Source organism: Brucella sp. NBRC 14130 (assembly GCF_040371715.1).
GTDB lineage: Bacteria > Pseudomonadota > Alphaproteobacteria > Rhizobiales > Rhizobiaceae > Brucella > Brucella intermedia.
Window position 1 is genome coordinate 33,358 of the sequence record NZ_BAABTE010000001.1, and the last position, 19,278, is coordinate 52,635.

The following is a 19,278-nucleotide window of genomic DNA, read 5'->3' on the forward strand; positions in this document are numbered from 1 at the left end:
CATGGCGCAAGACGAAAGACCTGTCGCACAGCAGCCGGCTGCAAGACCTTCACGGTCTCCGGATCGTCCTCCCATGATGATGGAGGGCGAAATGGTCGTCGGCAGCGTCATCGAAGACACGCTGGTGCTGGTGCTTGGCATCGGCAGCGCCGCAAACGATCAGGTCACGGCCTTTCTCAATGGCGATCCCGCCATGAGCGTGAAAACAGGTCTGATCACATGGCCGCTCAAGGAACCTTCCCCTGCGGGAACCCACGGTTTCGTCGCCATCGTGCCAACGGCTGCTCTGCGCCGTGGCGTCCTGAAGACCATCATGTTCCAGCATCGGGCGAAGGTCGCTCGCTACAATTTCGCGTCGCGTTCTGCTTCTATCGCGGATTTTGTCGCCATGATCGGCGATCTGGCCGGACCGAGCCTGCCGGGCGTCATCGATGAACTGGTGGAAGGGCTGATCTCCGGCCCTATCAGCCGGAAGAAACTTTCGGCAATCACCGTTCTGTTGCAGGCCGGAGCCCGCTCCGACGGCTGTATCGAACTCATCGGCGGCAGCGACGAAGGCGAAATTTTCGTTCAGGGCTGGGCACAGGACCTGACGCCTGCCGTCACCCGGCTGCTGATCAGCGGCAAAAATCCATCCCTCGCGGAGTGCGCGATCAGCGTCTTTGCACGGCCTGACCTGAATGATGAAGCATCCGGATTTGCAGGGCTTCTGCTTGCCAATGAGCCGGTCGAGCCGACCGATATCGAACGGCTTCTGTTTCGCGGACGGCGGGGCTGGCGTTTTACCGAAGTCTATGACCGCAGGCTCTTGTCCGGCTCGCGTGAGACGCCGGGCCACATACGGGCGATCCTGCCACGGGTGCGCAGCTCGACAGACATTCTGCTGCGCATGCGGTCTGCCGCCAACCGCTTCGATGGCGCCGACACGGTATCCGGCCTCCCCTTTCCTGTCCGGATGGGAATAGACAATGTCTTCCGTGTGGAAGGAAGCGGCATGCTTGTTTCCGGCTGGCTGCTCGATCCCGACAGCCATGTGGAAAGCGTGAAACTCCGCCGCCATCGCGGTGAAATCCAGATCGACACAAGCTGGACCCGTATAGACAGGCCTGATGTAACCCGCGAATTCGACAATCAGCCGCCGTTCAATGCCGGGCTCGACCCCAGCCGTCACGCCCATGGGTTCGTCGCCTTCGCGCCGGAACTTGCGGGGGACAGCACCTCGCCGTTCTACCTTGAACTTGCCATCAGCGATGGGCGACGCGCCTTTTTTCCATTGACGCCCACCCGCGTCACGTCCCGCGAAGCCATCGTCCGGCAAATCAGGGCAACCGATCCGAACGCATGGGCTCTGCGCCATATTGTGGACCAGCAACTCGTGCCATTGCTGCGTGGCGTCAGCCGCCCTGCACCTGGAGTTTTCGGTGTTGTCGATCTTGGCCCCTTCGAAGATGCGATGGGACCTGCAATCATCATCGGCATCGATGAACGCGTCGAGGAGATCGAAGCCTTGCTTGCACTGCTCGCGCTCGATCCGGAAACCCGGATCGCCCCGATCGTGATCGCGGCGGCAAGCGAGATCATCGACCGCATCGGCGTACAGATCAGACGCCTTGCGGATTTCTACCGCCTGCGCATCCGGCTCGTTTCAGCCACCGGTTCCGAGGACCTCTACGATGCGCTGGAAGTCGGCGCCCGCACGGTTACAACGGATCAGGTCATATTCCTGGCCGGATCGCTCCTGCCGCGCCGCGCCGGATGGCTGAACAAGCTCGTCAGCGCCTATGAAGCACACAAGGACTGCGTCCTGTCACCCACCCTTGCCTATGAGGATGATTCAATCCGTTGGGCCGGAACCTGGGTTGCGGGTCCGCCCTCCGGCATGTCGGCGGATCGGGCCCTGATCAGCCGCTATGCGGGTTATCCCATCGATGCCGTATCGGGAATGTCGTTGACGGAAGTCGCAACGGCGACGTTCGAGTGCTGCATCCTTCCCCGCGAAGCGCTGTTTTCGGTCGGCGGCTTCACGCGCGGCTATCTCGGCACCCACGAAAAGGGATTGGATCTCGGATTGAAACTGAAACAATCGGGCCTGCGCTCCTATTGGTTGCCTTCGGCCCAGATGCTTGGAGCGGACGACACATCCGTTACCGACAGGGCATCGACCATTGCACTCATCGAGCGCATTGACCGGCAGGTCTTCGACGCGCGTTGGTCCTCCATTCTCGCTGGCAGGCGCAAGGCTCAGGCGGAGGAACTTGCATGAGCGATAAACTCCGGGTTCTCGTCATCTCGCACGCCCACCCCTCCATCTCTCTTGGGGGCGGTGAAATCGCTTCCTACAATCTGCACAAGGGGTTGAACAGCATTCCCGAGGTGCAGTCGGTCTATCTGGCGCGGGCGGCCCATCCGATCCCGCGACATGGCACCACGGCGCTCATGAGCATGCGGCGCGCCAGCGATGAAATCCTGTTTCATGCCGACGAATACGACCACTTTTATCTGTCGAACAAGAACACCGATGAAATCCGCCGCGACCTGCTGCGCTTCGTTCGAGACTACGACCCTGACATCGTGCATTTCCATCATGTTCTGGGCCTCGGGCTGGAGACCCTCTACGCCATCCGCGAAGCGTTGCCGGACCGGATCATTCTCGTGACCTTTCACGAGTTCCTGTCCATCTGCAACAATGATGGCCAGATGGTCAAAGCCGGCACCTCAAAGCTGTGCAGCGAGGCGTCCCCCATCGATTGCCACGCCTGTTTTCCGCAGATACCGCCGGCGCGCTTTCTCAAGCGCGAACGCTTTGTGCGCGGCATGCTGGAACTTGCCGACGCCTTCGTTTCACCGAGCGAATTCCTCGCCAATCGCTATCTTGAATGGGGGCTCAATCAGGACAAGATGGAAGTCATCGAAAACGGCATAGCCATCCGCGATATCACCCCTCCACGTGAGTTGACCGGGCCGAACCCGCGCCGCAACCGCTTTGCCTTTTTCGGTCAGATCAATCCTTTCAAGGGCATAGACGTGCTGGTCGATGCGGTATCCCGTGTCCCGGAACAGGTCTGGGGCGAGGATTCCCGGCTGATGATTTTCGGGGGCAATCTCGAGAAACAGCCACCCGCCTTTCAGGAGCGCATGCATAAACTGATCGAGGAGGCTGGTCCCCGCGTGCGCTTCTATGGCGCTTACCAGAATGCCGAAATGCCGCGCCTCATGCAGTCTGTGGACTGGGTGGTCATGCCTTCGATCTGGTGGGAAAACTCACCTATCGTCATTCAGGAGGCCTTGCATCATCGACGCCCGGTCATTTGCTCGAACATCGGCGGCATGGCAGAGAAAATTCGCGACGGCGAAGACGGCCTGCATTTCCGGGTGCGCAGCGCCGAGGATCTGGCCGACCGCTTTACCGAAGTGCTGAGCGAACCGGGCGTGTGGGACAGGTTGCATCACTCCATCCGCAATCCGGTCCATTATATCGACTGCGCGAAGGAGCACCTTGATCTCTATAACCGGTTGCGGGCGTCAAAACCGCGCAGACAGAAACCCGCAGTTACGCAAACTGCTCTTTCACAGGCAAGCTGAGCCTGGCTTGACCTTATTGAAACAGAAGGAAAACCGTATGGCACGCGCCCTCGTCATGATCCCTGCGGGAGAAGTGTACGATCACGACAATGTCCGCTGGTATCGTCATACCGACGTTCAGGGCAGCATCAATCATTATCACAATATCGGCGACGCCTTCGTCTTCGAGTCATCGTTGAAGCTCATGGATTACGAGAAGGCTTCCGAACTCCCGATCACCAATTTTTCCCCGGAAAAGATCGATCAGCTGCGCGAGGAATATGATTATGTGATCCTGCGTGGCTCGAACTATATCAACAAGGATATGAACTGGCGCGACACGATCCCGGTATTGCAGCGGCTGAAACTGCCGGTCATCGCATTCGGCGTTGGAGCGCAGGCGCCGGTCAGAGGGGAAATACAGCTTTCCGAAGAGACGAAGGCGGTCCTGCGCATCATCGCGGATTCCACAACGTCCATCGGTGTGCGCGGTGCTTATACGGCCCAGGTGCTCAACGACATTGGCATCCGCAATGTGCGGGTCATCGGTTGCCCGACCGCGTTTCGCCGCAACAACCAGCATCTGCGCATCAAACTGCCGCCGCTGGAAAACGTTGCGCAGGTCGGCGTTACGGTTCGCCGCGAGGTATCGCCTGCCTATGCGCAGGATATCGAGCAATATCTGACCCGGCACCGCGACCTCATCAAATCCATGGCCCAACGCTTCGATGTAACCTTGATGGCGCAGGGCGAGATCGATGAAAAGAAGATGGTCTTCGGAACAGCGGAGCAGAAGGAAGAGGCCATTGCGGCCCTCAAGGCGCATCGCTGGACAGCAGACTGGTATTTCGACGAAACGATAGAAAACCTCTATCGCCATCGCATGTTCTACTCGGATGTCGTTGCAGATTACGAGGAACTCGTGCGCAAGCAGCAACTCGTCCTTGGTTATCGTCTGCACGGCAACCTGATGGCGCTGGCCAACGGAGTCCCGTCCATCTACTTCACCTATGACAGTCGCACGGCAGAATTTGCAGAAACCTTCAAGATACCGAGCTACGACGTCTTCAGCGACAAGCCCTTCCGGCTGGAGGACTACTGGGACCAGTCGCTTTTCGACAAATACAATCGGGCCTGGTTCGAGACCTATGCCGAAATGAAGCATTTTCTCGATGAAAACGGCGTCCACAACAAGATGACCGAAACCGGGCTTCCCATTGCGGAATTGAAGGTCGCGTGAGTTCAGCTCTTCGGCAGTTGGGCAGGACCGTTGCCCTTCTGCTCTTCTGCCAGAAGCGACCATGCGGCGATGAACATTGCGGCAATCAGCGGGCCGACCACGAAACCGTTGATCCCGATCAGTGAAATTCCTCCGACCGTGGAGATCAGCACGACATAATCAGGCATGCGGGTGCCTTTTCCAACGAGCGGCGGGCGCAGGAGATTATCGACCAGTCCGATCACGAATACGCCGACGAAGACCAGAACAGCGCCGCTGATCCACTCCCCGCTTGCAAAGAACCAGGCCGCCGCCGGTATCCAGACAAGAGCGGCGCCGACGGCCGGCAGCATGGAGAGGAACGTCATCATGACACCCCAGAGCAAGGCTGCTTCCACGCCGAGAAGCCAGAAAGTCACCCCGCCTATCGTTCCCTGAATGATGGCGATGATGATATTTCCCTTCACGGTCGCCCGGATGACGGCGGTGAACTTTTCCAGAAACTGCCGGGTGTAATCGTCGTTGAGCGGAATGGCCTGCCTGATCTTCCGCCCCAGCTCCGCACCGTCGCGAAACAGGAAGAACAGCAGATAAAGCATGATGCCGAAACCGATGAAGAATTGCAGTGTATTCTGGCCGAAGCTCACCAGCCTTCCGGCGAAAAGCTGGCTGCCCTGCATGATGGCGGAGGAAATGCGCGAGCGCCATTCCGCGAAATCACCCAATTCAAACCGGGTCAGCCACTCCTCCAGCGAATCCGGCAAGGCACCCAGGATGCGGGAAATGTAACTGTTCAGGTCAAACTCGCGGCTGCTCAGGCGTTGATAGAGGGAGTTACCCTCCTGAACCAACGAACCGAAAATCGCCAGCATCGGAATGATGACCAGACAGATGCACATCAACACGGAAAGCAGGGCCGCAATGTTCTTCCTGCCCCCGAGCAAACGTTCCAGACGCTGTTGCACCGGCGAGAACACCACGGCAAGAATAACAGCCCACAAGACTGCCGAATAGTAGGGCAGCAGCAACCACGCAAAGGCGATGGTGACCAGTGCCAGAAGAATATAGAAGCTCGCGCGCTGGACGGACATGAACACCTGCTGCAGATTTCCGGGTCGGCAAACCCTGCCCGGAAAACCGTTCCAATTCAATAGGGAAGCACGGGCCAGCCGATCATGCCGCTCTCAAAGGCACCAGCTTTTCATTGGGACGCGAACGCGCAAGCGTGCTCAGAAGATCGCTTTGCGATACGAGCCCGATGATGCGGCGCATTTCGTCGATGACCACGACGGCATGCGCCAGTCCATCGGTGAGGCTCGGCACGAGGCTCATCACCGGATCAGACTGTGACGCGGTGGGAGCCTCCACGATGTAGTTTCTGAAATCATCGCCTGGATGCATCAACTCCCGCAAACCGATCACGCCTTTCAGGCGCCCATCCGATGTGCGCACCGGCAACGTCAGCAGATTATGCCGCAAGATCAGCTCGCGCGCCTGGCTGGCGGTTGCACCTTCGTCGATACTGACGACATCACGCGACATGATATCGGCGCATGTCAGGTCCCCGCGCGAACGAGTGGACACTTCAAGCTCCACCTGCCGCAGCAGACGTCCAAGATCGTTGCGATCAATATCGAAGCTTTCATCCAACGCCAACAAGGCGCGGTCGATATCTTCCTCGCGGATGCCCATGCGGACCGAAGGCGGCAGGTCTTCCGTGCTGTGCTTGTTGACCGGCGCGGCAGCAGCCACATGCGGATACTTCCGGCGCGACAGTTTGTGAAACAGGATCCCCAGCCCGACAAGAAGGCAGGAATTCAGCGCAACCGGCACCAGCGGGAACAGCAAGCCCCATTTGGCGACCGCCGATCCACCCAGAACCGCGGTCAGCGCGGCTGCGCCGCCGGGCGGATGAAGGCTGCGGGTGACGGACATGGCAGCGATGGCCAGAGCCACGCCAAGGCCGATTGCCAGCGCCGGATCATCGACAAACTGCGTGACGGCCAAACCGACGAAAGCCGAAATCGTGTTGCCGCCGATGATCGACCAGGGCTGGGCCAGCGGGCTGGTCGGAACGGCAAAGAGCAGAACTGCCGACGCACCGATCGGTGCTACGATCAAAGGCAGATGCGGCCCGTTTCCCAGCAACATGCTCGATATGAAGCCGGTCAGCGCAATACCGATCAGGGCGCCGAGGCAGGCAATGGATCGTTCCCGCAGCGTTGCGCCGGCAAGAACCGGCTTGAACAGCCGGAAAGCGCGCGACTGGTTTGGTTCGGTATCTCTTTGGGTCATTCCGTCAATCAGGCCGATGATAGGGAGGCTTCAGCGAAAAACCGTTGAAGCTGAAGACTATTCTCTTGGGGGTGAGACAATATCCTGCCCTTGCCGGATTCGAACAAGAAAGCAAATCCGTATCAGCTTGCAGGAACGGAAAAATCCTTCTCCGTTCATCAACTTAACGAGAACAATGGTCTCAATGCCATTTCAAGTCCGAGAACCATGAGGCCTATCAGAAACCAACGACGAAAGCTTTCCGGCCGGATTTTGCGGCGAAAGAACTGTCCGAGGAACATCCCGGCCAGTGCGGGAACGATGGCGAGGACGGAGATCAACAGGAGATTGCCCGAATAGGCCTGCCTGCTTGAAAGCCCAACGCCCAGTGCGGCAGTCGAAACAGTGAAGGAAAGCCCGAGCGACTGCACCAGATCGTCTTTTCTAAGCCCCAGAGAACTCAGATAGGGCACTGCCGGAATGACAAATATTCCCGTTGCACCTGCAATCACCCCCGTCAGGAGGCCGATGACAGGAGATAGCAAACGCTCGAGCTTTTCCGGCACCTGTAGCTGGCGGGCCGATAACGTATAGGCTGCATAGACGACGAGCGAAAAACCCAGCATCGATGTGGTGATTGCAATATTTCCGCCGACCAGAACCGCGGTTCCTGCGATGGTCCCCACCACAATTGCCAGCATCATGCTCCAAAGGCGAAGCATGAGCGCGCCGAAACTCGGCCCCGCCACCAACTGCCACAGATTGGTGACGAAGGAGGGAATAATCAGCAGGCTCGCGGCTGCGAGCGGAGATATGAGCGCGCCCAATATGCCCATCGCGACGGTTGGCAGTCCCATTCCGGTCACGCCTTTGACGAAGCCGGCGCAGAGAAACGTAATCGCAATCGTGAGGATCAGGGAGAAGGAATAAGTCATGTCCCTGCTATAGCGACCTGGCCAGCGGGCGGAATGCGGAAGTTCCTCATCCAGCCTTCGGCTTTCCCATAGGCAGGATTCGCGCTAATATCGGGCATGCGCTTTGATCTTACCGACCTTCGCCTCTTCCTTGCGGTAGCCGACACCGGTAGCATCACCCATGGCGCGGCGGAAGTAGGCCTCTCGCTTCCAGCGGCAAGCGAGCGTCTGCGCGATATGGAAGCGGCGGGACAGGTAATGCTTCTGGAGCGCGGGCGGCGGGGCGTAACCTTGACTGAAGCGGGCGAAGCCCTCGTCCATCATGCCAGAACAGTGATGCGGCAAATGGCGGATATGCATAGCGAATTGGGATTGCATGCCAAAGCCATGCGAACAGCAATCCGTGTTGCGGCAAATACGGCGGCGATTACGGAGTATCTTCCGGCAAAACTCGCCTTCTGGATGGCGGAAAATCCGCGCATCGATGTGGAACTGAAGGAACGGCAGAGCACCGACATTGCCCGGGCCGTCCTGCGCGGGTTTGTCGAGATCGGGATATTATCGGACGCGGCAGACACAGCCGGTCTGGAAAGGATTCCGTTTGCTAAAGATCAACTGGTGCTGATCACGGCCAAGCACCATCGTCTCGCGAGCTATAAGCAGGTGAGCTTTCCGGATATCCTGCAGGAGCAATTCATCGGCCTTTCAGCCGGTGCCTTGCAGGAGCACATCGAGAGCCAGGTGAGCCGCCTGGGCGGCAGGCTCAAAATCAGGACGAGGCTTCGCACGTTTGAAGGAGTCGGCCATATGGTGGCTTCCGGTGCCGGGATTGCAATCATTCCGCAGACAGCCGCCCAACGTCTCAGAAAGACGCTGCCAATCGCGACTGTTGCGATCTCCGATGCTTGGGCCAGAAGAAATCTTGTAATCGCCGTGCGGTCCCGTGAGGAACTGACCGCCGCCGCCAGATCCCTCGTCGACCATCTGGCCGAAGAGCGAGCTACCCAGACTTTGGTAGTATAAGCGCTTTCGTTGAAGCTCAGGCATTGGCAAGCCGACGGGTTGCATCTACATTCTGTTTGAAGCGCGCCCGAAATCATTGCCGATTCAAGAGCAAGTCCGGTGCGGAAGCGATTACTGCAGTGACCTGATAATATCGCATCTGATTGCCCGAAGCGCCCAAAGAGGCGCGGGGAACTGAATTCAGAATACGGGCTTGCCCGCCGCAACATAGTCTGGGAGGACGCTATGATGAAGACTATCGCCGCTCTGGCGACGACACTTGCCATTTCCGCTGCAACTTTCACCGCACAGGCACAAAACTATCCTGAACGGACGATTACCATGGTCGTGCCTTTTGCGGCAGGCGGGCCTACCGACACCGTGACGCGTCTTGTCGCGGAATCCATGTCCAAGGACCTTGGCCAGCAGGTCATCGTCGAAAATGTGGGCGGCGCGGGCGGAACACTTGGCGCCGGGCGCGTCGCAACCGCGGACCCGGATGGCTATACGCTCCTGCTTCACCATATCGGCATGGCCACAAGCGCCACTCTCTATCGCAAGCTTGCCTATGACACATTGAACGGCTTCGAATATGTCGGGCTAGTTACGGAAGTTCCGATGACCATCGTTGCGCGCAAGGACCTTGAGCCGACCGATCTCAAGGGTCTGGTCGAATATGCCAAGGCCAACAAGGATACCGTAACGGTCGCCAATGCGGGCATCGGGGCTGCCTCGCATCTGTGCGGCATGCTGTTCATGAGCGCTATTGAAACTCCGCTCGTCACGGTTCCATACAAGGGAACCGGCCCCGCCATGACCGATCTGCTCGGCGGACAGGTCGATATCATGTGTGACCAGACCACAAACACGACCAAGCAGATTCAGGCAGGCACGATCAAGGCCTATGCGGTCACCTCTCCCGAACGTCTGGACGTGCTGAAAGACCTTCCCACGACCAAGGAAGCCGGCCTTGACGGCATGGAAGTGGGCATCTGGCACGGCATTTACGCCCCCAAGGGAACCCCGGCGGCAATCACCGAGCGGTTGTCGAAATCGCTCCAACTGGCCCTGAAAGACCCGAATGTGGTTGCCCGCTTCGCCGAACTCGGCACAAAGCCGTCATCGGAATCCGACGCCACGCCTGCCGCGCTGAAGGCAAAGCTGGAATCCGAAGTCGCACGCTGGAAGCCCATCATCGAGGCTGCCGGACAATACGCGGACTGACGTCGCGGCCCTCAATCAAGGTGCGCAATCTGGCGCCCTTGATTGTCATGTCCCTGAGGCCGCCTCGCAACCGCTGCCTCGGGATAGCTGATCCCATTCACATGCCGAGCGTCCGGCATAGCCCTTTCAACGGCAAATCCGAAAGATGATTAGCCCATGAATGAGCCCTCAAGGAAATTTTCTATCGATCCGACCAACGGATTATGCGGTGCCCTTCTCACACTGACCGGCGCCTTTTTCGCCTGTCAGGCGTTGGGTCTGGACTTGGGCACATCGCTACGCATGGGACCGGGATATTTCCCGCTTGTTCTCTCAGGCGTACTGGTCCTTCTTGGACTGGTCATACTTATCCAGGCGACGCGGGTCTCCGGTGAGCCGATGGGCCCGATCGCATGGCGCGGCCTGTTCTTCATTCTGCCCGCGCCCATATTCTTCGGCCTCACGGTGCGCGGCCTCGGTTTCATACCGTCATTGTTCCTCACCTGCCTCATTGCCTCTTTCGCCTCGATGCGCATGAAGCCGCTCGCAGCACTGGTTCTTGCGGCTGCAATCACTGTCTTCTCCGTCATCGTGTTCAGCTACGCCCTCGCGCTGCCGTACCAGCGTTTCGGGCCGTGGTGGCCGTTCTAGGAGGCCGACATGGAACTTTTCAGCAATCTTGCGCTTGGTTTCTCCACCGCATCGACGCTTGCAAATCTCGGCTTCTGCCTGATCGGCGTATTGCTCGGCACCTTGATCGGCGTATTGCCCGGCATCGGAGCGACAGCGACAATTGCCATGCTTCTCCCGGTCACGTTCCAGATTGGCGATCCGGTTTCGGCATTGATCATGCTCGCCGGTATTTATTACGGCGCCCAATATGGCGGGTCGACGACCGCTATCCTCATCAACATGCCGGGTGAATCTTCATCCGCCGTCACTGCCATCGATGGCTATCAGATGGCGCGGCGCGGTCGGGCTGGCGCCGCACTTGCCATCGCGGCAATCGGTTCGTTCTTTGCGGGCACTGTCTCGACATTTCTGGTAGCCGTGTTCGCTCCACCACTGACTGAAATCGCGCTTAAATTCGGCTCGGCTGAATATTTTTCGCTCATGGTCGTGGGTCTGGTATCGTCCGTGGCACTGGCGCATGGCTCCATTGTCAAGGCACTGGCGATGGTCGTCCTGGGCCTCCTGCTCGGTCTTGTCGGCACCGACATCTACACCGGAGCGCCGCGTTTCACGCTCGGCATCACGGAATATGCAGACGGGCTTAATTTCGTTGCCGTTGCCGTAGGCGTGTTCGGCATTGCCGAAATCCTGCGCAATCTGGAAAGCGAACATACGCGCGAAGTGCTGATGGCAAAGGTCACAGGACTGATGCCGACACGCGACGATTTCAAACGCATGACGGCACCGATCCTGCGTGGAACCGTCATCGGCTCGGCGCTTGGCATTCTGCCCGGAGGCGGTGCCATTCTCGCGTCCTTTGCTTCCTATACGGTCGAGAAACGCATTTCCAGTACGCCCGAAGAATTCGGAAAAGGTGCGATCGCAGGCGTTGCGGGACCGGAATCCGCCAACAATGCCGGGGCACAGACATCTTTCATTCCCATGTTGACGCTGGGCATTCCTGCCAATCCGGTGATGGCACTGATGATAGGCGCCATGATTATCCAGGGCATTGTGCCGGGGCCGAATGTCGCGACGGAACAGCCTGCCCTGTTCTGGGGCGTGATTGCGTCCATGTGGATCGGCAATCTCATGCTCATCATCCTGAATTTGCCGCTGATCGGCCTCTGGGTAAAGCTTCTGACCGTTCCTTATTATGTGCTTTTCCCGATTATCATGACGTTCTGTTCAATCGGGGTTTATAGTGTGAATTCGAATGTCTATGACCTCTATGCGGTCGCATTCTTCGGATTCATCGGCTACCTGCTGGCCAAGCTGCGTTGCGAACCGGCTCCCCTGCTGCTCGGTTTCGTTCTCGGCCCATTGCTGGAGGAACATCTGCGGCGCGCCATGATCCTGTCTCGTGGCGACCCGGCAACCTTCTTCACCCGACCAATCAGCGCCATTCTGCTTGCCATAGCGGCAGCCGTTCTCGTGGTCGTGCTGCTTCCATCGGTACGCAAGAAGCGCGACGAAGTATTCGTGGAGGAAGGTTAGAGCATTCCCTGTTCACGTAAAAATTGTTGTTTCAGGCGCATCAGATCATGATGCGCCTGAGTTCATCCGCGCCGCGCGCCTGAGGATACGATGTCGAGATAGACAGCCAGAACAAGAATGCTGCCCTTGATGATCTGCTGCCAGAACGTATCGACGCCGAGCATGGACATGCCGTTGTCGAGGCTCGACATGATGAGCGCGCCGACCAGTGCGCCGAGCACGGAGCCGACGCCGCCGCGCATGGACGTGCCGCCGATGAAGCAGGAAGCGATGGCGTCGAGTTCGCCGCCCATGCCCGCCGATGGCGTACCCGCTGCAAGGCGCGAGGTCGTCGTCAGGCCAGCCACCGCAGCCATCAGCCCCATCAGCGCGAAGACGGCCATCTTGACGAAGTTGACATTCACACCGGAAAAGCGGGTTGCTTCGGTATTGGAGCCGACCGCGTAAATATGACGACCGAACACGGTCTGTTTTGCGATCACGGTGAAGACACCGAGGATCACCAGCAGGATCAAGACCGGAACCGGCACACCCTGATAGCTGTTGAGGATCAGGATGAAGCCAAGGATCAGGACGCCGATGCCAAGAAGCCTCGCGACTTCCATGCCGGATGAAAGCAACTGGAGATTATGCTTGCGTTTGCTGGCCCGCGTGCGCAGCGTCATCAGGATAAGCACGCCAAACAGCGCAATGGCGCAGAGATTGCCAAGCCAGCCCGGCAGATAGCCTTGCCCGATATATTTGAATTCCGGCGAGATGGGCGCGATGGTGACGCCGCCCATGATGCCCAGCACGATGCCGCGAAAGACCAGCTGCCCGCCAAGCGTCACGATGAAGGACGGTATGCCGAGATAGGCAGTCAGCCAGCCATTGAACGCGCCGAGCGCCACACCAAGCACCAATACCGTACCGATCGTAGCCCATAACGGCCATCCAAGGAGCACATCGAGGACGGCGGCAATGCCGCCAAGGAGCCCCAGAAGCGCCCCGACCGAAAGATCGATTTCACCGGCAACGATGACGAAAACCATCGCGGATGCGAGCATTCCGGTGATCGCCATCTGGCGCAGAAGGTTGGAGAAATTGCGTGCGGTCAGGAACTGCGATCGCCCCATTTCGGGATCATAGGTGAGGATCGCGAAAAATGCCCATATGAGCGCAACCACGATCAACAGAGCGACGATCTTGTATTCCGCCAGAAACTTTCGAAGGCTTTTGCCCGTCATCGTCATATCATGCACCGGTCATATTTTGAGCATTTCCAGCAAAGACGAGACAGGTTCTTGCGTTCGGAAATGCGTGAAAACAAAGAGTTGATCGCGGATCAGGCCGCATTGCTTGTCGGCTTGCCGATTGCAGCGGCAAGCACCTTCTCCTGGGTCAGATTTTCATTGGGGAAATCACCGCGCAGCCTGCCCTCGCCGATCACGAGCACACGGTCGCTGATGCCGAGCACTTCCGGCATTTCGGAAGACACCATCAGCACCGCGACGCCCTGCTTCGCAAGGGCGAAGATCAGTTTGTAGATTTCATATTTCGCGCCAACATCGACGCCCCGCGTCGGCTCGTCCAGAATGAGAACCTTGGGGTCCGGCAGCATCATCTTTGACAGCACCGCCTTCTGCTGGTTGCCGCCCGACAGGGAGGCGATTTCCAGCATTGGGTCGGCAGTCTTCACCTTGAGACGCAGAATTTCGCGCTGGATCGTGGCCAGTTCCGCTTCCTTGTCGAGCAGTCCGCGCAAGGAAAACCGATCCAGCACCGAGATCGTCATATTATAGCCCACCGGCATGATGGGCAGGATGCCATCCTTCTTGCGGTCTTCCGGCACCATGCAGATGCCTTGTCGAACGGCATCGCGCGGGGTGCGGATCTTCAGTTCCCGGCCCTCCAGAAACACCTGGCCGTCGTGAGCGCCGGGCCAGACGCCGAACAGGCTGGACACCAGTTCCGTCCGCCCCGCGCCAACCAGCCCGGCAATGCCGAGAATTTCCCCGCGCCGAAGAGCGAACGAAACATTATCGACCACCTTGCGGTCGGGGTTCGTCACATCCCAGCAATTTATATTGCGCGCTTCAAAAATGACTTCGCCAATATCATGCGGCTCGCGCGGAAACAGGTTTTTCATTTCGCGCCCCACCATCATGGTGATGATGGCTGGCGTCGTGAGTTCCGCCATCGGCTTCGTGCCGATATGCGTCCCGTCGCGGATGACCGTCACCGTATCGGAAATTTCTGCCACTTCGTCCAGCTTGTGGGAGATATAGACGCAGGCCATGCCCTGCGCCTTGAAGTCCTTGATGAGATCGAGAAGGACGCACGTTTCGGAGGCCGTCAGCGCCGATGTCGGCTCGTCGAGAATGAGCAGCTTCGCGTTCTTGTTGATCGCCTTGGCGATCTCGATCAATTGCTGCTTGCCGCCCGGATAGTGATAGACCGGAAGCGCGACATTGATATCGTGAATATTGAGCCGCGCCAGAAGTTCCGTCGCACGCGCATTCATCTGGTCGTAATCGATAAAGCCTCCGCTTGTCGGCTCCGATCCCAGAAAGATGTTTTCCGCAACCGACAGATGCGGCACCATCATGAGTTCCTGATGGATGATGACGATGCCCGCCGCCTCCGTGTCGCGGATGCCCGTCGCCTTCAATTCCTGGCCTTCCCAGAAAATTTCCCCGCTCCAGGTGCCATGGGGATAAACGCCGGAAAGCACTTTCATCAGCGTGGATTTGCCCGCGCCGTTCTCACCGCAAAGGCCGACACACTCGCCCGCGCGCACTTTCAGGTAGATTCCGTCAAGCGCTTTCACGCCGTTGAAGTCCTTACCGATATTGCGCATCTCTAGAAGATATTCGGACATCGCATATGACCTTGCAGTAACGCAGAGAATGAACCGCCGGGTTTGAGACATTCCGGCGGAACTCCTCCCAGACAACGCTGTCACCGACAGCATCGACAAGTCGGCGAGGCCAGAAGCTGGATCATGATTTCCAGACTTCCGGCCCCACTGTTTCACATCGGGCTGGTTCACCGGAACAACTCCGGCGATCCGCCGGAAAGGCTTACTTTCCGTAGATCTGCTCCTTGGTATAGAAGCCGTCCTGAACGTAGATGTCGATATTGTCCTTGGTCACGGCGGTCGGCGTCAGCAGAAGCGTGTCGACCTGCTTGCCGCCATTGTCGAGCTTGGAATTGAATTCAGGCGTTTCGCCCTTGACCATCTGGACTGTCAGCTTGGCGGCTTCCGAAGCAATGAGCTTCAGCGGCTTGTAGACCGTTACGGTCTGCGTGCCGTCGATCAGGCGCTTGACGGCAGCAAGGTCGCTGTCCTGCCCGGAAACGGCGGTCTTTCCGGCCAGTCCCTGCGCAGCAAGTGCCTGGATGGCGCCACCGGCGGTGCCGTCGTTCGAAGCGACGACCGCATCGATCTTGTTCTGCGCAGCCGTCAGCGCGTTTTCCATGATGGAGAGCGCTTCCGTCGGGCTCCATTCCTTGACCCACTGCGAGCCAATGACCTTCACCTTGCCGGAATCGATGGCTTCCTTGAGGGCCTTTTCCTGACCGGCGCGGAGAAGCTTGGCGTTGTTATCCGTAGGCGAGCCGCCGAGGAGATAATAATTGCCTTCCGGCTTGGCCTTCAGGACCGCTTCCGCCTGCATGAAACCGACGCGTTCATTGTCGAACGAAATATAGGCATCGATATCGGCATTGAGGATCAGGCGATCATAGGAAAGAACCTTGATGCCGGAAGCCTTGGCGTCAGCCACGACCGCGTCGAAAACCTTGGAGTTCATCGGCACGATGACGATGGCGTCAACGCCCTGCGCAATCAGGTTTTCAACCTGCTTGACCTGCTTCTCCTCATTGCCGTCAGCCGACTGCACATTGACCTTGGCGCCCAGCTTTTCGGCAGCTTCGATGAAATAGTCGCGGTCGCGCGCCCAGCGCTCGACACGCAGGTCGTCGATGGAAAAGCCGATAACCGGATTTTCCGGCGAAGCATAGACCGGCGTCGACGCCATGGCGCCGATGCCCAAAGCCGCAGCAACCAGCGCGCCGGTCAGAAAATTACGACGTTTCATGCAAATCTCCTCCAAACAACACCGGCTTGCTGCCGGCTGATACCAATCCGCGCCCCCGAACGTATTCCGCCCCCGGAGTTCGGCACGACAAAACAGCCCACTTTGGAGCTGCTTATTTCTTGAATGGCTGATCCTCCCGAAGGCGCCCCGCGCCAAGATCACTCCATCGGACAGCATTGCAAAAGCGACACTGCCCCATCCTCGGACACCATTGATACGTGAAGAAAAATGAATAGCAAGCATTTTTTGATTTACGTACCTCATTTTTGATCTTATGGTCCGCGTCGAGGAGCGAGGATGAAACCTACAGTCCATGATATAGCCAGAACAGCGGGCGTCAGCCTCGCCACGGTAGACCGTGTGCTGAACGAACGTCCAGGTGTGAGAGCGAAGACGCGCGACCGGGTCATGGCCGCGATGAACACGCTTGGCTATGTGCGCGATGTGGGTGCTGCCAACCTTGCTCGTGGACGGCTTTATCAGTTCGATTTTATTTTGCCAGACAATGAAAACACTTTCATGCTGAGCCTGCGCGCGGAACTGCAATCCGCGACCGAGCGGGCGCTGGCCGAGCGTGTGCTGATCAATCTCGTCCTTGTCCCCGCCTTCGATGAAGCGGCGCTCGTGGCGGCGCTGGATGATTGCGCCACACGCAAGCCTGACGGCGTAGCATTCGTCGCGGTCGATACTGACCCCGTGCGTGCAGCCTGCGACCGATTGGGAGAGCAAGGCGTCCACGCCGTCACGCTGGTATCCGATCTCGGGCATTCCACGCGGACGCATTATGTCGGCATCGACAACGGTGCGGCGGGACGCACGGCGGCGCGGCTTCTCGGACTTTTCGCCAACGGAACTGAAGGCGCGCTTGCAGTCGTCGCCGGTTCGTTGAAGGTCCGCGACCATCAGGAACGTTTCGAAGGTTTTACCGCTGCCATGAAAGCGGACTTTCCTGGCCGCGAGATATTGCCCGTCCTGGAAGGCTTCGATGAGGGCTCGCGCGTGGAGAAACTCGTAGCCGAGTTGCTTGACGAGCGCAGCGATATCGCCGGAATTTACAGCCTCGGCGCGGGCAATAGCGGTCTGGTGAAGGCGCTGGCGAAGCACAACGCCAATCGGCCGCTCGTCATCGCCCATGAGCGCGATAGCGTGACGTCCAAAGCGCTGACGGATGGCATCATCCACGCTGTGCTGGCGCAGGATGCGGGCCATGAGATCCGCAGCGCCATCAGGGTTTTGAAGGCGTCTGCCGATCGTCTGGCTATCGTGCCCGGACAGGAGCACATCCGTATTGAAATTTTCCTCAAAGACAACCTGCCGCATCTCGACTGAAGCGCAGGCGACAAGGCCTTTCCAACAGGAGCAAATATGTATCTCGGGATCGATCTAGGAACATCCGGTGTCAAGGCGCTGTTGATCGATGACGCACAGACCGTCATCGGGTCGGCCCATGGCGAACTGGATGTTTCGCGACCCCATCCGGGCTGGAGCGAACAGGACCCCGCACATTGGATCGACGCCTGCCGGACAGCGATTGACGGCCTGCGCACGGCGCACCCGAAGGCGTTTTCGGCGATTGCCGGTATCGGTCTTTCCGGTCAGATGCATGGCGCTACCCTGCTGGACGAACGGGACCAGGTACTGCGTCCCTGCATCCTATGGAACGATACGCGCAGCTATCGCGAAGCAGCCGCACTCGATGCCGACCCGGCTTTTCGCGCCATCACCGGCAATATTGTCTTTCCGGGATTTACCGCGCCCAAACTTGTCTGGGTTGCCAATAACGAACCCGATATTTTCGCACGTACCCACAAGGTGCTGCTGCCGAAGGATTACCTTCGCCTCTGGCTGACCGGCGAGTATGTCTCCGACATGTCGGAATCGGCTGGCACGAGCTGGCTCGACACCGGTGCACGCCGTTGGTCGCGCGAACTTCTGGACAAGACCGGCCTCGATGAAAGCCGGATGCCGCGTCTTGCCGAAGGCACGGACGCAACCGGACGGCTGCGGGCGGAACTGGCCGCCGAATGGGGCATTGCCGGACTACCGGTTGTCGCAGGCGGTGCAGGCGATAATGCGGCATCGGCCTGCGGCATGGGCACGGTCAAACCCGGTCATGCCTTCGTTTCGCTCGGCACATCAGGCGTGCTGTTTGCTGCAAACGGCGCCTATCAGCCGAATCCAGAAAGTGCGGTTCATGCCTTCTGCCATGCCCTGCCCGATACGTGGCACCAGATGGGTGTCATCCTGTCCGCAGCAAGCGCGCTCGACTGGTATGCGCGGCTTGTCGGAAAGACGGCGCATGAGCTTGATAGGGAACTCGGCGACAGGCTCAATGCGCCGGGCAGCACGACCTTCCTGCCCTATCTGTCGGGCGAACGCACCCCGTATAATGATGCGAAGATACGCGGCGTGTTTTCAGGTCTGGAACATGAATCCGATCAGCGCGCCCTGACGCAAGCCGTGCTGGAAGGCGTTGCCTTCGCGATCCGCGACAATCTCGCCGCGCTTCAGTCTGCCGGTACCGAGATCAGTTCCCTTACAGCGGTCGGTGGCGGCTCCCGCTCCACCTATTGGCTGAAGGCAATCGCAACCGCGTTGAATGTGCCGATCGCCTTGCCGGAAGAAGGCGATTTCGGCGCAGCCTTCGGCGCTGCCCGGCTGGGTCTGATCGCCGCTACCGGCGTCGACCCGCTGGCTGTCTGCACGCCGCCGAGCACCGAGCGAACCATAGAGCCGGAAGCCGCCCTCACCCCGGCCTATGAGGAAGCCTATCAGCGCTATCGCGCCCTTTATCCGGCAATTCACGCCCTCGCCGGTCAGTGACGTTGCCTCAACCAATCAGACATGACGACAT

At 58.8% G+C, this 19,278-nt stretch carries 15 protein-coding genes; 9 read left to right on the top strand and 6 right to left on the bottom strand.

Annotation, left to right across the window (positions count from 1 at the left end; translation table 11 throughout):
* Position 1 precedes the first annotated feature (1 nt).
* The 3 genes from ABWW28_RS00115 to ABWW28_RS00125 are packed head-to-tail and all read left to right on the top strand — an operon-like array spanning position 2 to position 4,801.
* Positions 2-2,263, top strand: coding sequence for a glycosyltransferase family 2 protein (locus tag ABWW28_RS00115; RefSeq protein WP_353389724.1), 2,262 nt, complete (start codon positions 2-4; stop codon positions 2,261-2,263).
* A complete protein-coding gene (locus tag ABWW28_RS00120; protein ID WP_176587891.1) occupies positions 2,260-3,582 on the top strand; it encodes a glycosyltransferase family 4 protein in 1,323 nt (440 codons plus the stop codon). Before ABWW28_RS00115 ends, ABWW28_RS00120 begins: the two co-directional genes overlap by 4 nt.
* A 37-nt stretch (positions 3,583-3,619) precedes the next feature.
* A complete protein-coding gene (locus ABWW28_RS00125) occupies positions 3,620-4,801 on the top strand; it encodes a polysaccharide pyruvyl transferase family protein (RefSeq protein ID WP_100649778.1) in 1,182 nt (393 codons plus the stop codon).
* Between the two features lie 2 nt (positions 4,802-4,803).
* Here ABWW28_RS00125 and ABWW28_RS00130 read toward each other — a convergent pair whose 3' ends face one another.
* The 3 genes from ABWW28_RS00130 to ABWW28_RS00140 all read right to left on the bottom strand — a co-directional run bounded on the left by ABWW28_RS00130 (position 4,804) and on the right by ABWW28_RS00140 (position 7,989).
* Positions 4,804-5,871: an AI-2E family transporter gene (locus tag ABWW28_RS00130; RefSeq protein WP_025092035.1), complete on the bottom strand. Its 1,068-nt coding sequence runs from the start codon at positions 5,869-5,871 to the stop codon at positions 4,804-4,806.
* 82 nt (positions 5,872-5,953) lie between these two features.
* Entirely contained in the window at positions 5,954-7,075 is a 1,122-nt protein-coding gene (locus ABWW28_RS00135; RefSeq protein ID WP_006468684.1) for an HPP family protein, read from the bottom strand.
* A gap of 158 nt (positions 7,076-7,233) precedes the next feature.
* Positions 7,234-7,989, bottom strand: coding sequence for a sulfite exporter TauE/SafE family protein (locus ABWW28_RS00140; protein WP_176587892.1), 756 nt, complete (start codon positions 7,987-7,989; stop codon positions 7,234-7,236).
* 96 nt (positions 7,990-8,085) lie between these two features.
* Here ABWW28_RS00140 and ABWW28_RS00145 point away from each other — a divergent pair, with 96 nt between their 5' ends.
* From ABWW28_RS00145 to ABWW28_RS00160, 4 genes are all read left to right on the top strand, one after another.
* The gene (locus ABWW28_RS00145) at positions 8,086-8,991 is read left to right on the top strand and encodes a LysR family transcriptional regulator (RefSeq protein WP_176587893.1); all 906 of its coding nucleotides are present in this window, start codon (positions 8,086-8,088) and stop codon (positions 8,989-8,991) included.
* 225 nt (positions 8,992-9,216) lie between these two features.
* The gene (locus ABWW28_RS00150; protein ID WP_006468679.1) at positions 9,217-10,194 is read left to right on the top strand and encodes a tripartite tricarboxylate transporter substrate-binding protein; all 978 of its coding nucleotides are present in this window, start codon (positions 9,217-9,219) and stop codon (positions 10,192-10,194) included.
* A gap of 156 nt (positions 10,195-10,350) precedes the next feature.
* On the top strand, positions 10,351-10,824 hold the full coding sequence (locus ABWW28_RS00155; protein WP_353389730.1) for a tripartite tricarboxylate transporter TctB family protein: 474 nt from the start codon (positions 10,351-10,353) through the stop codon (positions 10,822-10,824).
* A gap of 9 nt (positions 10,825-10,833) precedes the next feature.
* Positions 10,834-12,342, top strand: a complete 1,509-nt coding sequence (locus ABWW28_RS00160; protein WP_151658725.1) for a tripartite tricarboxylate transporter permease — start codon at positions 10,834-10,836, stop codon at positions 12,340-12,342.
* A 62-nt stretch (positions 12,343-12,404) separates the two neighbouring features.
* On the opposite strand, the gene ABWW28_RS00165 is transcribed toward ABWW28_RS00160, so the two are convergent.
* The 3 genes from ABWW28_RS00165 to xylF all read right to left on the bottom strand — a co-directional run bounded on the left by ABWW28_RS00165 (position 12,405) and on the right by xylF (position 16,424).
* Complete coding sequence (locus tag ABWW28_RS00165) at positions 12,405-13,574, bottom strand: sugar ABC transporter permease (protein WP_176587894.1); 1,170 nt, start codon at positions 13,572-13,574, stop codon at positions 12,405-12,407.
* A gap of 92 nt (positions 13,575-13,666) precedes the next feature.
* Positions 13,667-15,202, bottom strand: coding sequence for a xylose ABC transporter ATP-binding protein (locus ABWW28_RS00170; protein ID WP_176587895.1), 1,536 nt, complete (start codon positions 15,200-15,202; stop codon positions 13,667-13,669).
* 202 nt (positions 15,203-15,404) lie between these two features.
* Entirely contained in the window at positions 15,405-16,424 is a 1,020-nt protein-coding gene (xylF, locus tag ABWW28_RS00175; protein ID WP_021585501.1) for a D-xylose ABC transporter substrate-binding protein, read from the bottom strand.
* 297 nt (positions 16,425-16,721) lie between these two features.
* Between xylF and ABWW28_RS00180 the strand changes: the two genes are divergently transcribed.
* Together ABWW28_RS00180 and xylB are read left to right on the top strand one after the other, a co-directional pair.
* Complete coding sequence (locus ABWW28_RS00180; protein ID WP_176587896.1) at positions 16,722-17,753, top strand: LacI family DNA-binding transcriptional regulator; 1,032 nt, start codon at positions 16,722-16,724, stop codon at positions 17,751-17,753.
* Between the two features lie 36 nt (positions 17,754-17,789).
* Positions 17,790-19,247 carry a xylulokinase gene (gene xylB / locus ABWW28_RS00185; RefSeq protein WP_176587897.1) on the top strand — a complete coding sequence of 486 codons (1,458 nt, stop codon included), beginning with the start codon at positions 17,790-17,792 and terminating at the stop codon, positions 19,245-19,247.
* The last annotated feature ends 31 nt before the right edge of the window (positions 19,248-19,278 follow it).